The organism is Streptomyces sp. NBC_00878 (assembly GCF_026341515.1).
GTDB lineage: Bacteria > Actinomycetota > Actinomycetes > Streptomycetales > Streptomycetaceae > Streptomyces.
In genome coordinates this window covers 5,207,561-5,227,326 of record NZ_JAPEOK010000001.1, presented here as the reverse complement: position 1 = coordinate 5,227,326, position 19,766 = coordinate 5,207,561, and the positions used below count along the sequence as shown (strand labels likewise).

Genomic DNA, 19,766 nt, shown 5'->3' with positions numbered 1-19,766 from the left:
ATCAGGGAGGGGGCGGACCTCGGTATTCCGGGGCGCCCCTCCGTACGAGCTCCGAGGAAGGTGGGCCATGGTGAGGGCAGCCGACCGGGCCAAGCGTCCGGCGCGGACCAGCGTCTGGTTGGAGGGCAAGGCCCCGCGGGGCGGAGCCGCCCGGGGCGGTCAGCCGTCGTCGCTCGACCGGGACCGGATCACCGAGGCCACGGTACGGCTGCTCGACGCGGAGGGGCTGGCCAAGTTCTCCATGCGCCGGCTGGCCGCCGAGCTGAACGTGACCGCGATGTCCGTCTACTGGTACGTGGACACCAAGGACGACCTCCTTGAACTCGCCCTCGACGCGGTCTTTGGCGAACTGGAGCTGCCCGACCCGGAGTCGGGCGAGGACTGGCGCGACCAGCTCCGGGCGATCGCCTCCGGCTACCGGGCGCTCCTGGTGCGGCACCCATGGGTGTCACCGCTGCTCGGCACGTACCTCAACATCGGGCCCAGGTCGGTGGCCTTCTCGCGCACCGTGCAGCAGGTGATCCGCAGGACCGGGCTGCCCACGCACCGGTTGACCGGGGCCATCTCGGCCGTCTTCCAGTTCGTGTACGGCTTCGGCACGATCGAGGGGCATTTCACCGTGCGCTCCGCCGCTGCGGGGATGACTCCGGACGAGTACTTCCAGCAGTCTCTGAGCACGCTCCGGCAGGCTCCTGAACTCGACGACGTTCTCCAGGAGTCCAAGGAGATCATGCGGGCTCGTGGGGGCAACACGGTCGAGGAGATGTACGAGCGGGACTTCCACTTCGCGCTTGACCTGGTGATCACGGGGATCGAGTCGGTGGTGCGGAGGGAAGGGCGGGGGGTGTGAGTGGTACGGGTTGGCTGCCGCCGGCTTGTGTGTGATGTGCGGGTGCGTGGGGGCTGGTCGCGCCCACGGTGGGGGTCCCCCCGCTCGAGCGAAGTCGAGAGTGGGGGAGGAGCCGCACAATGTGACAGCCCCGCGCCCCTAAAGGCTCGCGGTGGCCCCTGCCGGAAGAGGCACCCGGCTTCCAGCGCCCCTGAAAGATTGCGGTGCCCCCTGCCCGAAAGGCGCCCCGTTTCCCGCGCCCCCGGAAGGAGAAGGGGCGCGATACCGCCGGGTCGCTACTCCTGGGGAGCCAGCCTTGCCGGGAAGCCGCCCGTTGCCACCGGGCCCCACCTCTGCGGGGTGATCCTGATGATGGACTTGGCCTGCTTGAGCATGGCCTCTCGGTACTCGTCCCAGTCCGGGTGCTCGCCCGCGATGTTGCGGTAGTACTCGACGAGCGGTTCGACGGAGTCGGGGGAGTCGATCACCTCGGCCGTGCCGTCGACCTGGACCCACGGGCCGTTCCAGTCGTCGCTCAGGACGATGAGGCTGACGCGGTCGTCGCGCTTGGCGTTGCGGGTCTTGGCGCGCTCCGGGTAGGTCGAGACGACGATGCGGCCCGAGTCGTCGACTCCGCAGGTCAGCGGGGAACCCTGGGGGCCGCCGTCCGACCTGCGCGTCAGCAGGATGGCGTGGTGGCGGGGGCGTACGAAGGCCAGCAGGTCGTCGAGGGAGACGGAGGTGTTCGTCGCGATGTTCGATGCCATGGCCCCAGCCTAGGACGCGGCCGGCTTCTGGGGCTTGCCTGGCTCGGTCCGCACGACGGTCGGGGCGACGGCGGGGACGGCGGTCCCTCGGACCCTTCCGACCCTTCCGGCCCCTCGGGCCGGGCGTCACAGCGGCGGTAGCGTTCCGCCCCGCACCGCCTGGATGTCCAGTTCCACCTTCAGGGTCGTGCCGATCGCCGCCCGCCCGCTCGCCGTCACGATCGCGCCGGCCGCCGCGGGCGCGTACCCGACGGCCGTGACGATCACGGTGTACGCACCGGGCGCGAGCTCCGTCGCGTCCCGAACCGCGCCCTCCTCGTCCGCCTCGGCGCGCACCATCTGCGCGCCCGTCCCGTCGGTCACCGTGACGACCGCGTGCGACACGGCCCAGCCGTCCCGCGTACGGATCCGCGCGGTCAGTCCCATGGCAAGCAACCTCATCTCATGAAACCGGCCCGTGGTGCGTGCCCTCCACCAAGAGCACGCACCACGGGCCGGGGTCCTCAACTACTCGCCGGGATGGGCGAGTTCGATGTCGTGGCCGTCGACGCCGGTGCCGTTCACGGTCAGGGCCGTGGCCACTGGCGGGTAGCCGGTCGCGATGACCGTGTACTCGCCGCTGTCCAGGTCGGCGAAGGCGTACGCCCCGTCGGCCCCGGTGGTGGAGGTGCCGACCACGTTGCCCGCCGCGTCGACGAGGGTGACCCGGGCGTCGGCCAGCGGCCCGCCGGGTGCCCGCACGACGCCCTGGACCTGCGCGCCCGGGACGAGTTCGACCTCGACCCGGGTGACGCCGGTGCCGCCGACCTCGACGGGCAGGGCCCGCGGCCGGTGTCCGGAGGCGTTCACCGCGACGGTCACGGCGCCCGGCACCAGCTCGGCGAAGGCGAACTCGCCCTGCTCGCCGGTGGTTCCGGTGGCCAGCACGTCACCGCGCACGTCGGTCACGATCACCATCGCGCCCACGACCGGCTTCCCGCCCTCGACCGCCCGCACCGTGCCGGACAGCCCGCTCGTCCCGCTCAGCAGGATGTCGTACGCGAGCGGCTCCCCGTTCACGACGACCGTCGAGGCCTGCGGCTGGAACCCGTCGGCGGAGGCGATCAGTACGTACGAACCCGTGCCGGGCGCGTCCACCGCGTAGGCGCCGTCGGCCTGCGCGACCGCGCGGCCCAGCTGACGGCCCGCGAGCGAGATCAGCGTGACGGCGGCCCGGGGTACGGGCTCGCTCTCGGCGCCTCGGACGTATCCGCGCACCGGGATCCCGATGGAGCCGGGGATGGAGGTGGGGCTGGGGTCGAGGTCGGGGCCCGCGCTGGATTCGGTCCCGGTGCTGGTCCCGGTTCCGGTTTCCGTGTCTGCTACGGCCCGGCTCGGGACGCGCTCCTCGGTCTCGGCCGGGGTGGTCTCGGCCGGGGAGGCCTCGGCGGCCTGCGCCAGAGCACCCGACGTACGCAGCGGAACCTCCTTGATGAACAGCGTGACGAAGAAGGCGACCAGCGCCAGCGCGCCCGCGATCAGGAAGACGTCCGCGATGCCGTGTCCGTACGCGCTCTCCATGACCGTGCGGAGCGGCGCGGGCAGTGCGTCCATGTCCGGGATGCTGCCGCCGGTGCTCGAACCGGCCGCCGCGGCCGCGGACTTGGGGTCGAGGCCGGTCAGGCCGTCCTTGACGTAGTCGGTGATCCGGTTGGCCATCACCGCACCCAGCGCGGAGACGCCGATCGCGCCGCCGAGGGAACGGAAGAAGGTGACCGTGGAGCTGGCCGAGCCGAGGTCCTGCGGCGCCACCTGGTTCTGCGTGGACAGCACCAGGTTCTGCATCATCATGCCGATGCCGAGACCCAGCAGCGCCATGAAGACGGCCACCCGCCAGTAGTCCGTGTCGTACCGGATGGTGCCCAGCAGACCGAGCCCCGCGGTGATCAGGACACCGCCGCTGACCAGCCAGACCTTCCACTTGCCCGTCTTGGTGATGATCTGCCCGGAGACGGTGGAGGAGATGAACAGGCCACCGATCATCGGGATCGTCATGACACCCGACATCGTCGGGGACTTGTCCCGGGCCAGCTGGAAGTACTGGCTGAAGAAGACCGTGCCGGAGAACATCGCGACGCCCACGAAGAGCGAGGCGATGGAGGAGAGGGTGATGGTCCGGTTGCGGAAGAGCCGCAGCGGGATGATCGGTTCCCTGGCCCTCGACTCGACGAGCACGAACAACAGCCCCAGGGCGACGGCGCCGCCGACCATCGCGTACGTCTGCCACGACACCCACTCGTACTTGTCCCCCGCGAAGGTGACCCAGAGCAGCAGCAGCGAGACCGCCGCGGAGATGAGGAACGCGCCGCCCCAGTCGACCTTCACGTCCCGCTTCACGACCGGCAGGTGCAGGGTCTTCTGCAGCACGATCAGCGCGATGACCGCGAACGGTACGCCGACGTAGAAGCACCAGCGCCAGCCGAGCCAGCTGGTGTCGGTGATGACACCGCCGAGCAGCGGGCCGCCGACGGTCGCGACGGCGAACGTGGCGCCGAGGTAGCCGGAGTACCGGCCGCGCTCGCGCGGGGAGATCATCGCCGCCATGACGATCTGCGCGAGGGCGGACAGACCGCCCACGCCGATGCCCTGCACCACGCGGCAGGCGATCAGCATGCCGGGGTTCTGCGACAGGCCCGCGGCGGCCGATCCCAGGACGTAGATGACCAGGGCTATCTGGACGAGCGCCTTCTTGCTGTACAGGTCGGCGAGCTTGCCCCACAGGGGCGTCGCGGCGGTCATCGACAGCAGCGCGGCGGTGACGACCCAGGTGTAGGCGGACTGGCCGCCGCCCAGGTCGCCGATGATCTCGGGGAGGGCGTTGGTGACGATCGTCGACGACAGGATCGCGACGAACATGCCGAGCAGCAGCCCGGAGAGGGCCTCCATGATCTGCCGGTGCGTCATCGGAGCGCCGTCGGCGGCGCCTCCGGCGCCTCCGGCACCTGCGTGCTTGGCGTGTGAGCCCCGCACACCGGCTGGTGTGGTCGTTGCCATGGGGATCCTTTTCTTGTGATGCGTCATGCGGGTGGGCGGCAGTCGCCGAAGCTGGTGCGGAGTCGTTCGAGCAGGGAGTTGAGCTGGTCGACCTCGTCGTCCGACCAGTCCGCCAAGTAGTGGGCGAGCGCGTTCATGTGGCGCTCGGAGAGTTCGGCGAGCATGTCCCGGCCGGTGGGGGTCAGCCGGAGGATGCGTGAACGTTTGTCGGCGGGGTCGGGGGAGCGGTTGATCCAGCCGTGGTCGGCCACGTGTGCCACGTGGCGGCTTGTGACCGACATGTCGATGGCGAGCAGTTCCGCGAGGCGGCTCATTCGCATCTCGCCGTGCCGGTCCAGCAGGGTGAGTACGGCGGCGGAGCCGGTCGGGCACTCGTGCGGGAGCATCCGGCCGAGGCCTCGCTTCACCGCGCCCAGGGCGCTGAGCTGCCGGGCCAACTCCTCGTACTGGCGTCGAGCGGCCATTGCTCCTCCCTGTCTCCTGGTTTGTTGCTTTAGGCAACCATAAGAACTGTTGGTTGCTACAGGCAAATGAAACGGGGGCTGTGGGGCTAAAACCTTGGCAAAGGCAAGCATTGGCGAACGTAAACTCGCAGGTGGGGTGGCTTGTGTGCGGGGGTTTTCGGCTGCGGGGTGGGTGGGGGTTGCTCGCGCAGTTCCCCGCGCCCCTGGGTGGGTGGGGGCTGGCGTTTGTCTGTCGGGTGCGGGGCCGCGGCGGGACGTGCGTCCGCAGCCGGTGACGTAAAGCGCGGTTGCCGCACGGTGGCTGCGTTCGTGTGTCGTCGTACGCTGCGGACGCACGTCCCGCCGCGGCCCCTTGGCCCGGTGGGTGGCAACCGGCCGGGCCCCCGCCAGGGGCGCGGGGAACTGCGCGAGCAACCCAGGACGGGCGTCACGTGGGGCTTTCAGGGGCGCGGGCAACCCGGGTTCGCGGGCAGGTGGCAACGGTGTGGGGCGGTGCAGGAAGGCGGGGGCGCGTTCCTTTCCGGGCGGTCCCAGGGGGTACCCGGGTGGACGTTCACCCGAAGCGGCACCTAGAGTCCAGGGCCATGGCAAACACCCAGGGCCCCGAGGGCAACTACGACCCCGCGGGTAGCACCCAGATGTTCCGAGCGTTCGTCGACGACCCGCAGAGCGGCCGGCAGCAGCAGGCGGCTCCCGCGGGTCCCCGCATCGGCGTGATCGTCGGCGTGATCGTGGCCGTCGCGGTCGTAGCCGTCGTCGCCTGGCTCGCGTTCAGCTAGGCGAGGCGGGGGCACCGCACGGCGCCCTACTCCCACCGGACGGACACGTCCCGCGTCTCGACGCGCATGCCCAGCGGTACGTGCCACGCGTCGACGCACACCGTCCAGGTCTTCTCTTCCCGCGCGCCCGGAGCGATCGGCGCGGGAAGCTTCTCGGCCGACTCGACGGTCGCCCAGTCGATCCCGAGCGCCCCGATGATGTGCGTCCCGAAGGTCACCGTGCCCGAACGCACCGCGGTGCCCCCGGTGTTGTGGAAACCGACGGTGACCTTCTCGCACCAGCGCTTGTCGGCGGGCTCCCGCTCAGGGTCGCCGATGCCGAGTACGGCGGGCCCGGGTCGCGCGGGAGCGGCGGGACTCGCCTGTGCGCCACCGCTCGGCGCACCCGTGCCGGAACTCCCGCTCGCGGCACCGGAGTCGGTATCGGGTCCGTTGCCGCCCGTCGTCGGAGTCGTACGACCGTTGCCGTCGGAGCCTGACGCAGAGTTCGGCCCGGATGCGGCCGAGGCGCTCCTGCCTGCGCTCTTGCTTCCCGGATTGCCTGGAGACCCCGAAGTACCGGTCCCTGGCTTGCCCGTCGACCCCTCCAGCGGTACCAACTCCACGTCCCCGGTGGGCGCCACCGCCTCGCCGGATGACGCGGGGCGCTGCACGGCGACGTAACCCTCGCTGTTGCCGTCGGTTGCGCAGGCGGCGAGGGTCGCTGCCAGGCAGACGACAGTCGCCGAGGTGCCCTTGTGGGTGCCTCGGCGACCACGAATCGACTTCTGACCCATTCGTCGGCGCATCGCGCCAGTGTGGCTGACGGGTCGTCAATTATGAAGCCTCGGTAGGGGTCTTGATGGGCGACCCCTCCGTCCGGCCTCAGTCGGAGATCAGGCCTTCCCGCAGCTGTGACAGCGTGCGCGTGAGCAGGCGGGAGACGTGCATCTGTGAGATGCCGACCTCCTCGCCGATCTGCGACTGCGTCATGTTCGCGAAGAAGCGGAGCATGATGATCCGCCGCTCGCGGGGCGGGAGTTTGGCGAGGAGGGGCTTCAACGACTCGCGGTACTCGACGCCTTCCAGCGCCGTGTCCTCGTAGCCGAGGCGGTCCGCGAGGGAGCCTTCGCCGCCGTCGTCCTCGGGGGCCGGCGAGTCGAGCGACGACGCCGTGTACGCGTTGCCGACCGCGAGGCCGTCGACCACGTCCTCCTCGGAGACGCCGAGGACGGCGGCGAGTTCGGCGACGGTCGGCGAGCGGTCCAGCTTCTGGGAGAGCTCGTCACTGGCCTTGGTGAGGGCCAGCCGCAGCTCCTGGAGGCGGCGCGGCACCCGCACCGACCACGAGGTGTCCCGGAAGAACCGCTTGATCTCGCCCACGACCGTCGGCATCGCGAACGTCGGGAACTCGACGCCGCGTTCGCAGTCGAAGCGGTCGATCGCCTTGATCAGGCCGATCGTGCCGACCTGGACGATGTCCTCCATCGGCTCGTTGCGCGACCGGAATCGCGCGGCCGCGTAACGCACCAGCGGCAGATTGAGCTCGATGAGGGTGTCTCGTACATAGGCACGCTCGGGGCTGTTCTCATCCAGTGCGGCGAGCCGCAGGAACAGGGAGCGGGACAGGGTGCGGGTGTCGATGGCTTCGGTCGTCGGGGGGAAGGCCGGGACTTCCGTGGCCGGGACGGCCGGTCCATCAACAACGCCACTGTGAAGCGCGTCGGGCGCGGATTCGCTCTTCGTGAGCGTGAGCACCTTCGAGCTGCCCTGGTCTGCGGACATGCCACCCCCTTTGGGTCGCGGACGGTCGCGGCGGACGCTCCCGTCGAAGGAACGCAGCCTCCACCTGAATACCGGAGGTGGGGCTGCGGCAAACGCGTCACCGGAAGAATGTCACATGTCGGCAACACGCTGTAGTGACATGTCGACATGGAGAGGGTGAATAGGCCCTGGAAAACAGGGGTCTGACAGTTTTTGGGCCAAGAAATGTCAGGAAAAGGCCTTCGGAGTGATTCGCTCCTGTGGGTTACGCCTCGATCCTGTTTGCGGATCGCAGCCGGGCAAAGCTGCGGGCAAGCAGCCTTGACACATGCATCTGCGATACGCCCAGTTCGGCACTGATCTGTGACTGGGTCAGATTGCTGTAGTAGCGCAGGAGGAGGATGCGCTGCTCCCGCTCGGGGAGCTGGACGAGGAGGTGCCGTACGAGGTCGCGGTGTTCGACGCCGTCGAGCGCGGGGTCCTCGTAGCCGAGGCGGTCGAGGAGCCCCGGCAGCCCGTCGCCCTCCTGGGCGGCCTCCAGCGAGGTCGCGTGGTACGAACGTCCGGCCTCGATGCAGGCCAGGACCTCCTCCTCGGTGATCCGCAGCCGCTCGGCGATCTCGCCGGTGGTGGGTACGCGTCCGAAGGCCGTCGTGAGGTCCTCGGTCGCGCTGTTCACCTGGACCCACAGCTCGTGCAGCCGGCGCGGTACGTGGACCGTGCGGACGTTGTCGCGGAAGTACCGCTTGATCTCGCCGATCACCGTGGGCATCGCAAAGGTCGGGAACTGCACGCCCCGGTCGGGGTCGAACCGGTCGATGGCGTTGATCAGCCCGATGGTGCCGACCTGGACGACGTCCTCCATGGGCTCGTTGCGCGACCGGAACCGGGCGGCGGCATACCGCACCAGCGGGAGGTTCGCCTCGATCAGCGCGGTGCGCACCCTGCCGTGCTCGGGGCTGCCGGGCTCCAGGTTCTTGAGCTCGCCGAAGAGCACCTGGGTGAGGGCCCGGGTGTCGGCCCCGCGGCGGCGCTGCGGGCTCTCCTCCGGAGGGTCGGGAAGGCGCTCCTGGGCTGGAGCGGAAGCCGGGGCCGGGGGTTCATGGGCTGGAGCTGCGGGTTCAGGGGCTGGGGCTGGGGTAGGGGCTGGGGTCGAGGGTGGAGCCGGTGGCTCTTGGGGCGGTGCTTGAGGCGCAGTACTGGCCGGCACGGTCAACTCCACCTCTGGGTCGGTCAACATCCGTCAACTCATCCGTCAAAAGCGGTCATAGCATCACAAGACATGTGCACTGTGTGCAAGCACCGCATAACTCCGTGTTGAGCGTGAGTTGGGGCCCGAGGCGGGCTCAGGGGCGCAAAACGGCCCCCCGCCGTTCAGGCGAGGGGCCGGGGGCGTGCGCCGGGCGCGCTCAGAACTCGTAGTCGGCGATCACCCACGTGGCGAACTCCCGCCACAGTGCGACGCCCGCCTGGTGGGCCGGGTGCTCGATGTACCGCTTGAGCGCGTCCGTGTCCTCGACCGCCGAGTTGATCGCGAAGTCGTACGCGACGGGCCGGTCGGTGATGTTCCACTCGCACTCCCAGAACTTCAGTTCGGGGATCTGTCCGCCGAGGGCGCGGAAGGCGGCGACGCCCTCGACGACGCGCGGGTCGTCGCGCTCGACACCCTCGTTGAGCTTGAGCAGGACCAGGTGGCGGATCACGGGCACTCCTAGTTCTGGGCCCCGTCGGCGAGCCACGTCATGAAGTCCCCGACGGCCTGAGCGGCGTTCGAAATGCCCTCGAACCCTATCTCGACGTACTTGGCGGCATTTTTGGGGTCGGTGATGATCACGTACAGCACGAAGACCACGAGCGCGTAGACAGCGATCTTCTTCGAATTCACCGCCATCGCGGCCTCCCCGTGTGCCTGCTGCCTGGTGCGTCTGCCGGCTGCGCCTGTTGGAACCCCTGTTGTCGGCCGAGAGTGTAACCCGGGCAGATGATCTGACAATCTTTCAAGAAAGGGCGAGTTCGGAACGCACGATCGGAACGCACGAAGGGCCCCGTCTTTCGACGGGGCCCTTCCGAAGCGGTAGCGGAGGGATTTGAACCCTCGGTGACTTGCGCCACACTCGCTTTCGAGGCGAGCTCCTTCGGCCGCTCGGACACGCTACCGAGAGAGATCCTAGCCCACGTTGGGCCGTGCTTCGAAATCCGTATTCGGCCGCCGGGTGGGCAGTGCGCCGACGTCTGGGGCGGCGGATGTGTCAGCGGTCGCGGAAGAAGTCGGTGAGCAGCCGGGCGCACTCCTCGTCGAGTACGCCGGCGATCACTTCGGGGCGGTGGTTGAGCCGTCGGTCGCGTACGACGTCCCAGAGGGAGCCGGCCGCGCCCGCCTTCTCGTCGCGGGCGCCGTAGACCACGCGGTCCAGTCGGGACTGCACGATCGCGCCCGCGCACATCGTGCAGGGTTCGAGGGTCACGACGAGCGTGCAGCCGGTGAGCCGCCACGCACCGAGCTTCGCGGCGGCCCGGCGGACCGCCAGTACCTCGGCGTGGGCGGTCGGATCGCCGGTCGCCTCACGTTCGTTGTGCCCGGTGGCGAGCACCGTCGTGCCGTCCGGGGACAGCACGACGGCGCCGACGGGGACGTCCCCGCCCCGGACGGCCAGTTCGGCCTCGTCCAGGGCGAGCCGCATCGCGGCCCGCCAGCGGTCGCGTACGGGGTCCTGTTCCTCCTGGGCGCTCGGGGGAGTCAGCGGACGGTCTCCAGGACCTCCGCCGCGCCGAGCACCTCGGCGATCTCGCCGAGCGCGTCGGTGCTGTCCAGGGCCAGCAGTTCCTTCTCGTCCACGCCGAGGTCGGCGAGGACCTGGCGGTCTCCGATGGGTCCGGACGGCACGGCCTCACCCTTGGCGGTGGCGCCGACGTCTTCCTCATCGTCGGCGTCGGCTTCGTCCTCGGGTTCACCGTCCTCCGTGCCGTCGAGGTCGAGGGAGTCCAGGTCGGCGACATCGTCGTCGCCGGGATCCCTTCCGAGCAGTTCGTCCGTGAGCAGGATCTCGCCGTACGAACTACGGGCAGCGGCCGCGGCGTCCGAGACGTAGATGCGAGGGTCCTCCTCGCCGTCCACCCGGACGACTCCGAACCACGCGTCCTCCTGCTCGATGAAGACGAGCACCGTGTCGTCGTCGACCGAGGCTTCGCGGGCCAGGTCGGTCAGATCCGACAGGGTCTCCACATCGTCGAGCTCTGTGTCGCTCGCTTCCCACCCGTCTTCGGTGCGCGCGAGCAGTGCGGCGAAGTACACCGTGACTCTCCCACTGGTCATAGGCGTGCCGGTTGGGGGTCCCCCCGGCGGAGGCTGTGAGCGGGGAGTTGTGAACTCCGAGTCCCGCCCACTCGGCATCGTGGCAGAAACGGAGCGTTCAGGAGAGGTCTTCGGCTCGCTGTGTCCCGGTCGCGTTTCAGCGCCCGTTCACGTGTCGCGTACGTCACGCCGCCGTATGGCCTCACCTGGGCGCCCAGCGCCCACCGACAGCGGGATCGTACGCCGACACGGCCTCCGCTTTGTACGCGCCTGTCCGAGGGATCGTCGTACGGCGGGGATGCGGGGTGTCAACAGGTGGCCTGGTGGCGGCCTTCGCGTGAACGCGGCTACCCGCGGAACGTGCGCATGCGCATGGCGTGGCGCAGCCGGGCCGTCTTCGCCCGCCGGGGCTGCACCCGGTCGCGCAGCTCGCGCGCCTCCGTGAGTTCCCGCAGGAACTGGGCGCGGCGCCTGCGTCGCTCGGCGTCGCTCGCCGGGTCCTCCCGGTCCTCCCGGTCCTCCCGGTACTCCCTGTTCCGCTGTTCCGGTTCGGACATGGGCAACACCCCCAGTCGGTCCCTCTCACTTTCCCTCCGACGGGCGGTTTGATGCCAGCCGAGGTTTGGATACCGGTCGGCGTTCGGAGGGACGGCGCATCCGCTGGGAGGAGTAGGTGGTCGGGGAGGGGTGGGCGACGAGGGCCCGGATACCCTTGTGGGCATGCGCCTCCACGTCGTCGACCACCCGCTGGTCGCTCACAAGCTCACCACGCTGCGCGACCTCCGCACCGATTCCGCGACCTTCCGGCGGCTCGCCGACGAGCTGGTCACCCTGCTCGCCTACGAGGCCACCCGGGACGTGCGCACCGAGCAGGTCGACATCGTGACCCCGGTGTCCCCGACCACGGGCGTCAAGCTGTCCCACCCGCGCCCCCTCGTCGTACCGATCCTGCGGGCCGGCCTCGGCATGCTCGACGGCATGGTGCGCCTGCTGCCGACCGCCGAGGTGGGCTTCCTGGGCATGATCCGCGACGAGGAGACGCTCCAGGCGTCCACGTACGCGACCCGGATGCCGGAGGACCTCTCCGGCCGCCAGGTGTACGTCCTCGACCCGATGCTCGCCACCGGCGGCACGCTCGTCGCGGCGATCCAGGAGCTCATGAAGCGCGGCGCCGACGATGTGACCGCCGTGGTCCTCCTCGCCGCCCCCGAGGGCGTCGAGGTCATGGAGCGCGAGCTGGCCGGCACACCCGTCACGGTCGTGACGGCATCGGTCGACGAGCGCCTGAACGAGCACGGCTACATCGTCCCGGGCCTGGGCGACGCGGGGGACCGGATGTACGGCGCGGCCGAGTAGCGCGCCCGCTGCCCGGCCGCCCGCTGCCCGGCCGTTGCCGGACAGCGGGCTCTGCCCCGGCAACGGCCCGTGCAAGGGACCTCGTACGGGCTTGTACGGGCTCGTACGGAATCGGGCTCGTTGTTGGAGCCCGCTAGCAGCTCTTCTTCGTCGCCGATGGCGTTGGTGCGGGCTCGGTCAGCGTGGTGAGGGCCTTGTCGGCATCCTCTTTCTTTGTCAGGGACTTGAAGGCCGAGCCGAGGATCAGGTCGACCTCGGCCGGCTTCGCGCGGGTGTCGGTCTTCAGCTCGGCGCCGGTGAGCTGCGTTCCGAGTACGGGGAGCGCGGTGTCGGAGGCCGACGTGGCACCGAGGACTATCCCGATGCCCTTGACCTTCTTGTCGTACGCCTTCGTCGCGTTCCCGATCTCGCCGATCTTGAAGCCGCGTTTCTTCAGCTCGGCGGCGGTGTCCTTGGCGAGGCCGAAGCGGGGCGTGGCGTTGAGGACGTTCACGGTGATCTGGCCGGGCTCGGGGAGGGCGCTGGCCGGGCTTGAAGAGGGCGCGGGGGATGCCGTGCAGTCGGCGGCCGGACCTGCCGCGGAAGCCTCGTCGCCGCCGCCTGTGAAGACGTCGATGAGCTGCAGCGTTCCCCAGCCGATCAGTCCGAGCGCGGCGACGGAGGCGATGACCGCGAGCGCGATCTTGCGACGCCCTCGGCTTCTGCGCATCCGTGGGTACTTGTCCCCCGTGATTTTGTACTGGCCGCCCATGCCAGGGGGAGTCAGCATGCTCATGGGCGCAGCGTAGTGCGCCTTGGCGGCGATGCCTACTAGATGATCATTGACCTGGGCTCAGTCCAACCCAAAAGGGTCAATGTGCGAATGTGCTCCGCGGGGGCGCCGATGGAAACTGCGGGTGGGCGGGGGCTTGTCGCGCCCGCGCGGCGGAGCCGCACCATGTCACAGCCCCGCGCCCCTGAGTGGGTGGGTGCACCCGTAGGACGGTCGGTGCGGGTCGTTCGTGGCTGAGCGCGCAGTTCCCCGCGCCCCTTGCGGGGCTGCCGCTAGTCCAGTTCCAGGACTCGGGCGTGGAGGACCTGGCGTTGCTGGAGGGCGGCTCGGACGGCTCGGTGGAGGCCGTCTTCCAGGTAGAGGTCGCCCTGCCACTTCACTACGTGCGCGAAGAGGTCGCCGTAGAACGTGGAGTCCTCGGCGAGCAGCGTTTCCAGGTCGAGCTGGCCCTTGGTCGTCACCAGCTGATCGAGGCGGACCGGGCGTGGCGCGACATCCGCCCACTGCCGGGTGCTTTCCCGGCCGTGGTCGGGGTACGGCCGGCCGTTTCCGATGCGCTTGAAGATCACACGGAAAGCCTACCGGTCAAGACCTTCCGGGCGCAGCCATGGTGGCGGAGTGCGACGCTGGAAATGACGCCGTAAATATGGGCAAACCGGTAATTCTCCTGGATCACCCTTTCAAGATCGGTTCGGAAGTGGACCTGGGGCAGGTGCGGGCAAACCAGGAACATGGGTCTGAAATGACTGACAGCGAAGCGCCGTCGGCGAAGGCACCCGAAAGCGTGAGCGGTGCTCCCGCACTTCCCCAGGGGGCCCTCGAAATCGCCTCCGGGTACGCCTTCACGGGACCCGCGCTCGACCTGGGCGCCCTGCTGTGGGACGGGCGGTGCCTGTCGGACGTACAGATCCGTATCCCGCTGCCGATGCTCAACCGGCACGGGCTGGTCGCCGGGGCCACCGGTACGGGCAAGACGAAGACGCTGCAGCTCATCGCGGAGCAACTGTCCGCGCAGGGCGTGCCGGTGTTCCTCGCCGACGTGAAGGGCGATGTCTCCGGGATCTCGGCACCGGGACAGGAGAACGACAAGGTGCGGGCGCGGGCCGCGGAGGTCCACCAGGAGTGGACGCCGGCCGGGTTCCCCTGCGAGTTCTACGCACTCGGGGGCATGGGCCACGGCATCCCCGTACGCGCGACGATCACCGGCTTCGGGCCGGTCCTGCTGTCCAAGGTGCTCCAGCTCAACCGGACCCAGGAGCAGTCGCTCGGCCTGATCTTCCACTACGCCGACCAGAAGGGCCTGGAGTTGGTCGACCTGTTGGATCTGCGGGCCGTGGTGACCTTTCTGACCTCCGACGAGGGGAAGTCCGAGCTCAAGGGCATCGGAGGGCTCTCCTCGGCCACGGCCGGGGTGATCCTGCGCTCGCTGACCGCGTTCGAGGCGCAGGGGATGAGTCCGTTCTTCGGGGAGCCGGAGTTCGACACGAGCGAGCTGCTGCGTGTGGCGGGGGACGGACGGGGCACGGTCTCCGTCCTGGAACTGCCCGCCGTGCAGGACAAGCCGCAGCTCTTCTCGACCTTCCTGATGTGGCTGCTCGCGGACCTCTTCCACGACCTCCCGGAGGTCGGTGACGCGGACAAGCCGAAACTCGTCTTCTTCTTCGACGAGGCGCACCTGCTCTTCAACGACGCGTCGAAGGCCTTTCTGGACGCCATCACCCAGACCGTCCGGCTGATCCGCTCGAAAGGGGTAGGTGTCTTCTTCGTCACCCAGACCCCGAAGGACGTGCCGGGGGATGTCCTCGCCCAGCTCGGCAACCGGGTGCAGCACGCGCTGCGAGCCTTCACTCCCGACGACCAGAAGGCCCTCAGAGCCACGGTGAAGACCTTCCCCAACTCCCCGTACGACCTGGAAGAGGTCCTCACCGCGCTGGGCACCGGCGAGGCCGTGGTGACCGTCCTCAGCGAGAAGGGCGCGCCGACGCCGGTCGCGGCGACACGGCTGAGGGCGCCGGAGTCCCTGATGGGTCCCGTCGAACCGGCCGTCCTGGACGGGGCGGTCAAGGAGTCGTCGCTGTACGGGAGTTACGCGGAGGCGGTCGACCGGGAGTCGGCGTACGAGAAGCTGACGGCGAGGGGGACCGGGGCCTCCTCCCCCGCTTCCGAGGCTTCCACGCCTTCCACGCCTTCCTCGGAGGCGGGTCCGTCGCGGGGGCGCGCCCGGAAGGGTGATGACCAGGATGCCTCTGTCGTCCAGCAGGTCGTCGGCAGTGGTGTCTTCAAGTCACTGGCCCGGAGTTTGGGTACGCAGATCGGCCGCGAGATCACCCGGTCGGTCTTCGGTACGGCTCGGCGCAGGCGGTAGCTGTCGCTGAGGGGCCCTGTTCGGCGCGGCCCGGTTCGGTTCGGCTCGGGCGGAGGCGGCTCGGGCGGAGGCGGAACGGGTCCGCCTCCGCCGGGTGGCTCAGTCGCGCTTGTGGTCCTTCGGCGGGGACTGCTGTCCCGGAGCGGGGTCCGGAGTCACCTGGTGGGGGTCCGGGGGCGGCTTCGGGGCGTTGCGGAGGGATTCGGCGCGTACGAGGGCGCGCAGGATCGCGTACGGGTCCTTCGGCATGAGGGTCCTCTCGTGCTGCTGGGGAGGGGGAGGGGAACGGTCCGGAGCGGGGACCGTCAGCAGCGGAGGACCAGGCAGCGCTGGGCGCGCGGGGTGGGGGCGTACGGAGGCGCAGGGCGGGCGCGTGCCGTCGGGTGCCGGTGGCGTGGGTGTGCGGGGGGTCGCGCGGGGCGCTGGGGTACGAGGGGGCGGTGGCCCTGGCGGGCGGGTGGGCGTAGGGCGGTGTCCAGGAGGTCGTGGGGGTGTTCCGGACCGGACTCGGTGGAGACGGCGGCCGGCGGAGCGGCGCGTGTTCCGGTGTGGCCGCTCACGGCAGTCATCGCGCATACCGCGCACAGCACCGCCGCGAGCATCACGAGGAACCGCGGCCAGGTGGGCCGACGGTGCCACCGGCGCGGGGCGCGCGGGACGAACCGGTCGGGGTTCATGAGGGGTTATGTCCCCGGGAGGGGCGGGTGGTTCATCGGCTGTGCCGCGGAACCGCTCTGTTGGCGTACGCGGTGGCCCATGGCGGTTGCCGACTGTTGCCCCGGCGGTTGGGCCGGAGTGTCGGGTGCGGGTCGGTGGGAGTCGGGTCGGTGGGAGTCGGGTCGGCGGGGGTTGGGTCGGTGGGAATCGGGCCGATGTGTTGAGGCGCCGTGGGTTTCGCGGGTTCAGCGGGTGAGTTCCCGCTCCTGGTCTCCGAGGGGCTGGTCTCCGAGGGCCAGGTCTCCGACGGTCCGGTCTCCGACGGTCCGGTCTCCGACGGTCAGGACCGTCGTGCGGAACGAGGTGACGACCGGGCGGAGGTCGATCCGGTGCCAGGCCGCCCACAGGCGTACGGACCGCTGGAACCAGGGGAGTTCGCGGACCGTGATGCCCGGTGTGTGGTCGCGCAGCATGCTCTTCTGTACGAACGCCATGCCGAGCCCGGACGCGACGAGACCGAGCGCGGTGAGGGATTCCGGGGCCTCGAACCGGACGTCGGGGGTGAACCCGGCAGCGGCGCAGGACGCGACGAAATTGTCCCGCCAGGCGTGGTCCTGGCTGTTCTCGATGGCGATCCACGGCTGGGTGTCCAGGTCTGCGGGCCGGATCTCCGTCGCGTCGGCGAGGGAGTGGCCGCTCGGCATGGCCAGGAGCAGCGGGTCTTCGAGGAGGAGGGCGCTGCGCAGGTCCGGATCCGTCTCGGGCGGTTCCTCCGGGACCAGGGCGATGTCCAGGCTGCGTTGGCGCAGTCCCTCGAACTGCTGGGGCGAGGCCAGGTCGTAGAGGGCGACGTGGATTCCGGGACGTTCGTCGTGCAGCGCGCGCAGGGCCCGGGGCAGGAGCCCGGTGTGCATGGCGTCGCCCACGTACCCCACGCACAGGCCGCCCTCTTCGCCCCGGCCTAGGCGGCGGCCCAGGTTCTCCAGCCGGTCCGCGTGCCGCAGCAGGGCCGTGGCCTCGCTGAGGAAGACGCGGCCGTCGGAGGTGAGCCGGATGCGTTGCTGGCTGCGCTCGAACAGGGTCAGGCCCAGGACCTTCTCCAGCTGGGCGATCTGCCGGCTGAGCGGCGACTGAGAGATGTGCAGGCGTTCGGCGGCCCGGCCGACGTGTTCCTCTTCGGCGACGGCCACGAAATATCGGAGTTGGCGCAGGTCAAGCACGTAAGACCTCTCAGGACTCAAGTGTGTCCAAGCAAGTCTTGGACAGTCTTATTCCTCGATCCTAACCTCGGCAGAGCAAGAGCCGCGGAGCGGAAAAGTCTCCCGATACCTCCCGAAACTCCGCGTCACGCCGCGTCACGTCATGGAGGGAAGGATCTTTCTCATGGGCATCAAGCCGCTTCTGCCGGGCACCCTCGGCTTCGGTACCGCACCGCTGGGCAACATGTTCCGCGGTATCCCGGACGAGGAGGCCGCGGCCACTGTCGAGGCCGCCTGGGACCAGGGCGTCCGCTACTTCGACACCGCCCCGTTCTACGGAGCCGGGCTGTCCGAGATCCGCCTGGGCGAGGTGCTGGCCGACCGGCCGCGCGACGAGTTCGTACTCAGCACCAAGGTCGGCCGGGTCATCCTCGACGAGCTGGAGGACCCCGCGGCCCGGGACCTGGGCGAGAAGGGCGGACTGTTCGAGCACGGCCGCCCGAACAAGATGGTCGACGACTACACGGCGGACGCCACCCTGCGCTCCATCGAGGACAGCCTGAAGCGCCTGAGGACGGACCGCCTCGACATCGTCTGGGTGCACGACGTCGCCCAGGACTTCCACGGCGACGGCTGGCTGGCCGCGTACGAGACCGCGCGCACCGGCGCCTTCCGCGTCCTGCAGCGGCTCCGCGACGAAGGTGTCATCAAGGCCTGGGGCCTGGGCGTCAACCGGGTGGAACCGATCGAGCTCACCCTCGACCTGGACGAGCCCCGGCCCGACGCGTTTCTTCTGGCCGGCCGCTACACCCTCCTCGACCACGACCGGTCGCTCCAGCGCCTGCTGCCCGCCGCGGCCGAGCAGGGCGTCGACATGGTCGTCGGCGGCCCGTACAGCTCGGGCATCCTCGCCGGCGGCCGGCACTTCGAGTACCAGGAGGCCCCGGCGGAGATCGTCGCCAAGGTCGGACGGATCAAGGCACTCGCCGCCGAGCACGGTGTGAGCGTCAAGGCGGCCGCCCTGCAGTTCGCCCTGGCCCACCCCGCCACGGCCGCCGTCGTACCCGGCGCCACCCGGCCCAGCCGGATCGGCGAGGACGTCGCCGCCCTCGCCGAGAGCGTCCCGGCCGCCTTCTGGACCGCCCTGCGCGACGAGAAGCTCATCGCCGCCGATGCGCCCACTCCCACTCCCACCGTCTGACACTCACCGCGCACCGCAGACCGCGCACCGCAGGAAACCCGGAAGTTCGGAAGTACGGAAGTTCGGAAGCACTCACCATGGCCAAGACCACCGCATCCCTCGACATCCCGCGGAGCCCCGACCGCGTCTGGCGGCTCATCGGCGGGTTCGGATCCCTGCCCGACTGGCTCCCCTACATCCCCGAGAGCGAGTTGAGCGAAGGCGGTCGCGTACGCCGCCTGACCAACCAGGACGGCGGCATCATCGTCGAACGCCTCCAGGCCTTCGACCACGAGGCGCGCAGCTACTCCTACGCCATCGAACAGGCGCTGTTCCCGGTGACCGGCTACCTCTCCACGCTCCGCGTGCACGCCGTCCCCGGCCGCCCCGACGCCTCGCGCGTCGAATGGTCCGGCACGTTCATCCCGGTCGGCGTTAGCGACACCGACGCCGAGGAGCTCTTCCACGGCATCTACGCCGACGGCCTCGCCGCGCTCCTGAAGACAGTGAGCGGGACAGCGAGCGAGAAAGCGAGCGGGAGCGTCTGAAACGGAACGGGTTCCTCACAGCGCCCGCGGCGCGTACCGGGCCCGTTTACGCAGGTGCAGGGCCGTGATGAGCTCCGTGATGCCGAGCGCGAGGAGCCAGCAGCCGCCGACCACGGTGAGAACCGCGACCGACTCGAACGGCGAGACGATCAGCACGACGCCGGCGAGGAAACTGAGGACGCCGAGCAGGATCTGCCAGCCGCGGGCGGGAGCGGACGGGTCGGACACCGCGGCCAGGGTCTGCGTCACGCCCCGGAACAGCCAGCCGATGCCGATCCACAGCGCGAGCAGCAGGATCGACTGCATCTCCCCGCGGAAGCAGAACAGTCCGAGCAGGATCGACAGGGCGCCGCTGATGAAGGCCATGACCCGAAGGGAGGTCGCCGCGTGCGTACCGAAGGCGGAGACCAGTTGGAGGATGCCGCTGAAGAGCAGGTAGAGCCCGAAGAGCACCCCCGCCGCGAGCAGCGTCGCCTCGGGCCACACCAGGATCATGATCCCGAGAGTCAGTGTCGCGATCCCGGCGGCCAGTACGGCCTGCCAGGCGGTACGCGTGAGGAGGAAGAGGGGATGCTCGGGTCCGCCGGGGCCGCCGATTCCCCCCGGTCCGCCGGGTCTGCCGGGCCGTTCCGCCCTGTGCGGGTCGCGGGACGCGTGGACGCGCCGGTCGTCGTATTCCGGCCCCCAGGGGCCTCCGCTCGGTACCTCGGCCATGCCCCATGCTCGGACCGGCGGCCGACACCCCGCCACTTGGGACGGCTGACCGACTGACGGACCGGCCG

General features: G+C 70.0%; 23 protein-coding genes, 1 tRNA gene and 1 pseudogene. 6 read left to right on the top strand and 19 right to left on the bottom strand.

The window, feature by feature from the left end; genetic code table 11:
* The first annotated feature begins 67 nt into the window (after positions 1–67).
* Positions 68–850, top strand: coding sequence for a TetR/AcrR family transcriptional regulator (locus OHA11_RS22415; protein WP_266499007.1), 783 nt, complete (start codon positions 68–70; stop codon positions 848–850).
* 275 nt (positions 851–1,125) lie between these two features.
* On the opposite strand, the gene OHA11_RS22410 is transcribed toward OHA11_RS22415, so the two are convergent.
* The 4 genes and pseudogenes from OHA11_RS22410 to OHA11_RS22395 all read right to left on the bottom strand — a co-directional run bounded on the left by OHA11_RS22410 (position 1,126) and on the right by OHA11_RS22395 (position 5,093).
* Positions 1,126–1,596 (bottom strand): PPOX class F420-dependent oxidoreductase, encoded by a 471-nt coding sequence (locus tag OHA11_RS22410; RefSeq protein WP_266499005.1) that lies wholly within the window; start codon positions 1,594–1,596, stop codon positions 1,126–1,128.
* Between the two features lie 186 nt (positions 1,597–1,782).
* A pseudogene (locus OHA11_RS22405) lies at positions 1,783–2,022 on the bottom strand (carboxypeptidase-like regulatory domain-containing protein); the annotation flags it as partial.
* A gap of 81 nt (positions 2,023–2,103) precedes the next feature.
* Positions 2,104–4,629 (bottom strand): MFS transporter, encoded by a 2,526-nt coding sequence (locus OHA11_RS22400; RefSeq protein ID WP_266499003.1) that lies wholly within the window; start codon positions 4,627–4,629, stop codon positions 2,104–2,106.
* A gap of 23 nt (positions 4,630–4,652) precedes the next feature.
* The gene (locus tag OHA11_RS22395; RefSeq protein ID WP_266499002.1) at positions 4,653–5,093 is read right to left on the bottom strand and encodes a MarR family winged helix-turn-helix transcriptional regulator; all 441 of its coding nucleotides are present in this window, start codon (positions 5,091–5,093) and stop codon (positions 4,653–4,655) included.
* A gap of 584 nt (positions 5,094–5,677) precedes the next feature.
* Between OHA11_RS22395 and OHA11_RS22390 the strand changes: the two genes are divergently transcribed.
* The gene (locus OHA11_RS22390; protein WP_266498999.1) at positions 5,678–5,872 is read left to right on the top strand and encodes a hypothetical protein; all 195 of its coding nucleotides are present in this window, start codon (positions 5,678–5,680) and stop codon (positions 5,870–5,872) included.
* A gap of 26 nt (positions 5,873–5,898) precedes the next feature.
* Here OHA11_RS22390 and OHA11_RS22385 read toward each other — a convergent pair whose 3' ends face one another.
* The 9 genes from OHA11_RS22385 to OHA11_RS22345 form a co-directional block, all read right to left on the bottom strand.
* The gene (locus tag OHA11_RS22385; RefSeq protein ID WP_266498997.1) at positions 5,899–6,660 is read right to left on the bottom strand and encodes a hypothetical protein; all 762 of its coding nucleotides are present in this window, start codon (positions 6,658–6,660) and stop codon (positions 5,899–5,901) included.
* Positions 6,661–6,736: 76 nt separating this feature from the next.
* Positions 6,737–7,636, bottom strand: coding sequence for an RNA polymerase sigma factor SigF (locus tag OHA11_RS22380; RefSeq protein WP_266498994.1), 900 nt, complete (start codon positions 7,634–7,636; stop codon positions 6,737–6,739).
* 244 nt (positions 7,637–7,880) lie between these two features.
* Positions 7,881–8,855 carry an RNA polymerase sigma factor SigF gene (locus OHA11_RS22375; RefSeq protein WP_266498991.1) on the bottom strand — a complete coding sequence of 325 codons (975 nt, stop codon included), beginning with the start codon at positions 8,853–8,855 and terminating at the stop codon, positions 7,881–7,883.
* A 169-nt stretch (positions 8,856–9,024) separates the two neighbouring features.
* Positions 9,025–9,318, bottom strand: a complete 294-nt coding sequence (locus OHA11_RS22370; RefSeq protein ID WP_266498990.1) for a Dabb family protein — start codon at positions 9,316–9,318, stop codon at positions 9,025–9,027.
* 8 nt (positions 9,319–9,326) lie between these two features.
* Entirely contained in the window at positions 9,327–9,506 is a 180-nt protein-coding gene (locus tag OHA11_RS22365; protein ID WP_266498989.1) for a hypothetical protein, read from the bottom strand.
* A gap of 181 nt (positions 9,507–9,687) precedes the next feature.
* Positions 9,688–9,772: transfer RNA gene (locus tag OHA11_RS22360), tRNA-Ser, on the bottom strand.
* 92 nt (positions 9,773–9,864) lie between these two features.
* Positions 9,865–10,296 (bottom strand): tRNA adenosine(34) deaminase TadA, encoded by a 432-nt coding sequence (gene tadA / locus OHA11_RS22355; protein ID WP_266498986.1) that lies wholly within the window; start codon positions 10,294–10,296, stop codon positions 9,865–9,867.
* Between the two features lie 56 nt (positions 10,297–10,352).
* The gene (locus OHA11_RS22350) at positions 10,353–10,907 is read right to left on the bottom strand and encodes a hypothetical protein (protein WP_266507366.1); all 555 of its coding nucleotides are present in this window, start codon (positions 10,905–10,907) and stop codon (positions 10,353–10,355) included.
* Positions 10,908–11,254: 347 nt separating this feature from the next.
* A complete protein-coding gene (locus OHA11_RS22345; RefSeq protein ID WP_266498984.1) occupies positions 11,255–11,464 on the bottom strand; it encodes a hypothetical protein in 210 nt (69 codons plus the stop codon).
* A 163-nt stretch (positions 11,465–11,627) separates the two neighbouring features.
* Between OHA11_RS22345 and upp the strand changes: the two genes are divergently transcribed.
* On the top strand, positions 11,628–12,263 hold the full coding sequence (gene upp, locus OHA11_RS22340) for a uracil phosphoribosyltransferase (protein WP_266498983.1): 636 nt from the start codon (positions 11,628–11,630) through the stop codon (positions 12,261–12,263).
* 133 nt (positions 12,264–12,396) lie between these two features.
* Here the strand turns inward: upp and OHA11_RS22335 are convergent, their stop codons facing one another.
* Positions 12,397–13,038: a LytR C-terminal domain-containing protein gene (locus OHA11_RS22335; protein ID WP_266498980.1), complete on the bottom strand. Its 642-nt coding sequence runs from the start codon at positions 13,036–13,038 to the stop codon at positions 12,397–12,399.
* Between the two features lie 269 nt (positions 13,039–13,307).
* Complete coding sequence (locus OHA11_RS22330) at positions 13,308–13,604, bottom strand: type II toxin-antitoxin system VapB family antitoxin (protein ID WP_003999914.1); 297 nt, start codon at positions 13,602–13,604, stop codon at positions 13,308–13,310.
* Between the two features lie 173 nt (positions 13,605–13,777).
* Between OHA11_RS22330 and OHA11_RS22325 the strand changes: the two genes are divergently transcribed.
* A complete protein-coding gene (locus OHA11_RS22325) occupies positions 13,778–15,400 on the top strand; it encodes a helicase HerA-like domain-containing protein (RefSeq protein ID WP_266498978.1) in 1,623 nt (540 codons plus the stop codon).
* Between the two features lie 99 nt (positions 15,401–15,499).
* On the opposite strand, the gene OHA11_RS22320 is transcribed toward OHA11_RS22325, so the two are convergent.
* The 3 genes from OHA11_RS22320 to OHA11_RS22310 form a co-directional block, all read right to left on the bottom strand.
* Positions 15,500–15,649, bottom strand: a complete 150-nt coding sequence (locus OHA11_RS22320; RefSeq protein WP_266498977.1) for a hypothetical protein — start codon at positions 15,647–15,649, stop codon at positions 15,500–15,502.
* A gap of 56 nt (positions 15,650–15,705) precedes the next feature.
* Positions 15,706–16,077, bottom strand: a complete 372-nt coding sequence (locus OHA11_RS22315) for a hypothetical protein (RefSeq protein ID WP_266498976.1) — start codon at positions 16,075–16,077, stop codon at positions 15,706–15,708.
* Between the two features lie 225 nt (positions 16,078–16,302).
* Entirely contained in the window at positions 16,303–17,277 is a 975-nt protein-coding gene (locus tag OHA11_RS22310; protein ID WP_266498974.1) for a LysR substrate-binding domain-containing protein, read from the bottom strand.
* A 163-nt stretch (positions 17,278–17,440) separates the two neighbouring features.
* Here OHA11_RS22310 and OHA11_RS22305 point away from each other — a divergent pair, with 163 nt between their 5' ends.
* Together OHA11_RS22305 and OHA11_RS22300 are read left to right on the top strand one after the other, a co-directional pair.
* Positions 17,441–18,457, top strand: a complete 1,017-nt coding sequence (locus OHA11_RS22305; RefSeq protein WP_266498973.1) for an aldo/keto reductase — start codon at positions 17,441–17,443, stop codon at positions 18,455–18,457.
* Between the two features lie 77 nt (positions 18,458–18,534).
* Complete coding sequence (locus OHA11_RS22300) at positions 18,535–18,984, top strand: SRPBCC family protein (protein ID WP_266498971.1); 450 nt, start codon at positions 18,535–18,537, stop codon at positions 18,982–18,984.
* 15 nt (positions 18,985–18,999) lie between these two features.
* Here the strand turns inward: OHA11_RS22300 and OHA11_RS22295 are convergent, their stop codons facing one another.
* Positions 19,000–19,698 carry an HdeD family acid-resistance protein gene (locus tag OHA11_RS22295; protein WP_266498970.1) on the bottom strand — a complete coding sequence of 233 codons (699 nt, stop codon included), beginning with the start codon at positions 19,696–19,698 and terminating at the stop codon, positions 19,000–19,002.
* Positions 19,699–19,766: the final 68 nt, after the last annotated feature.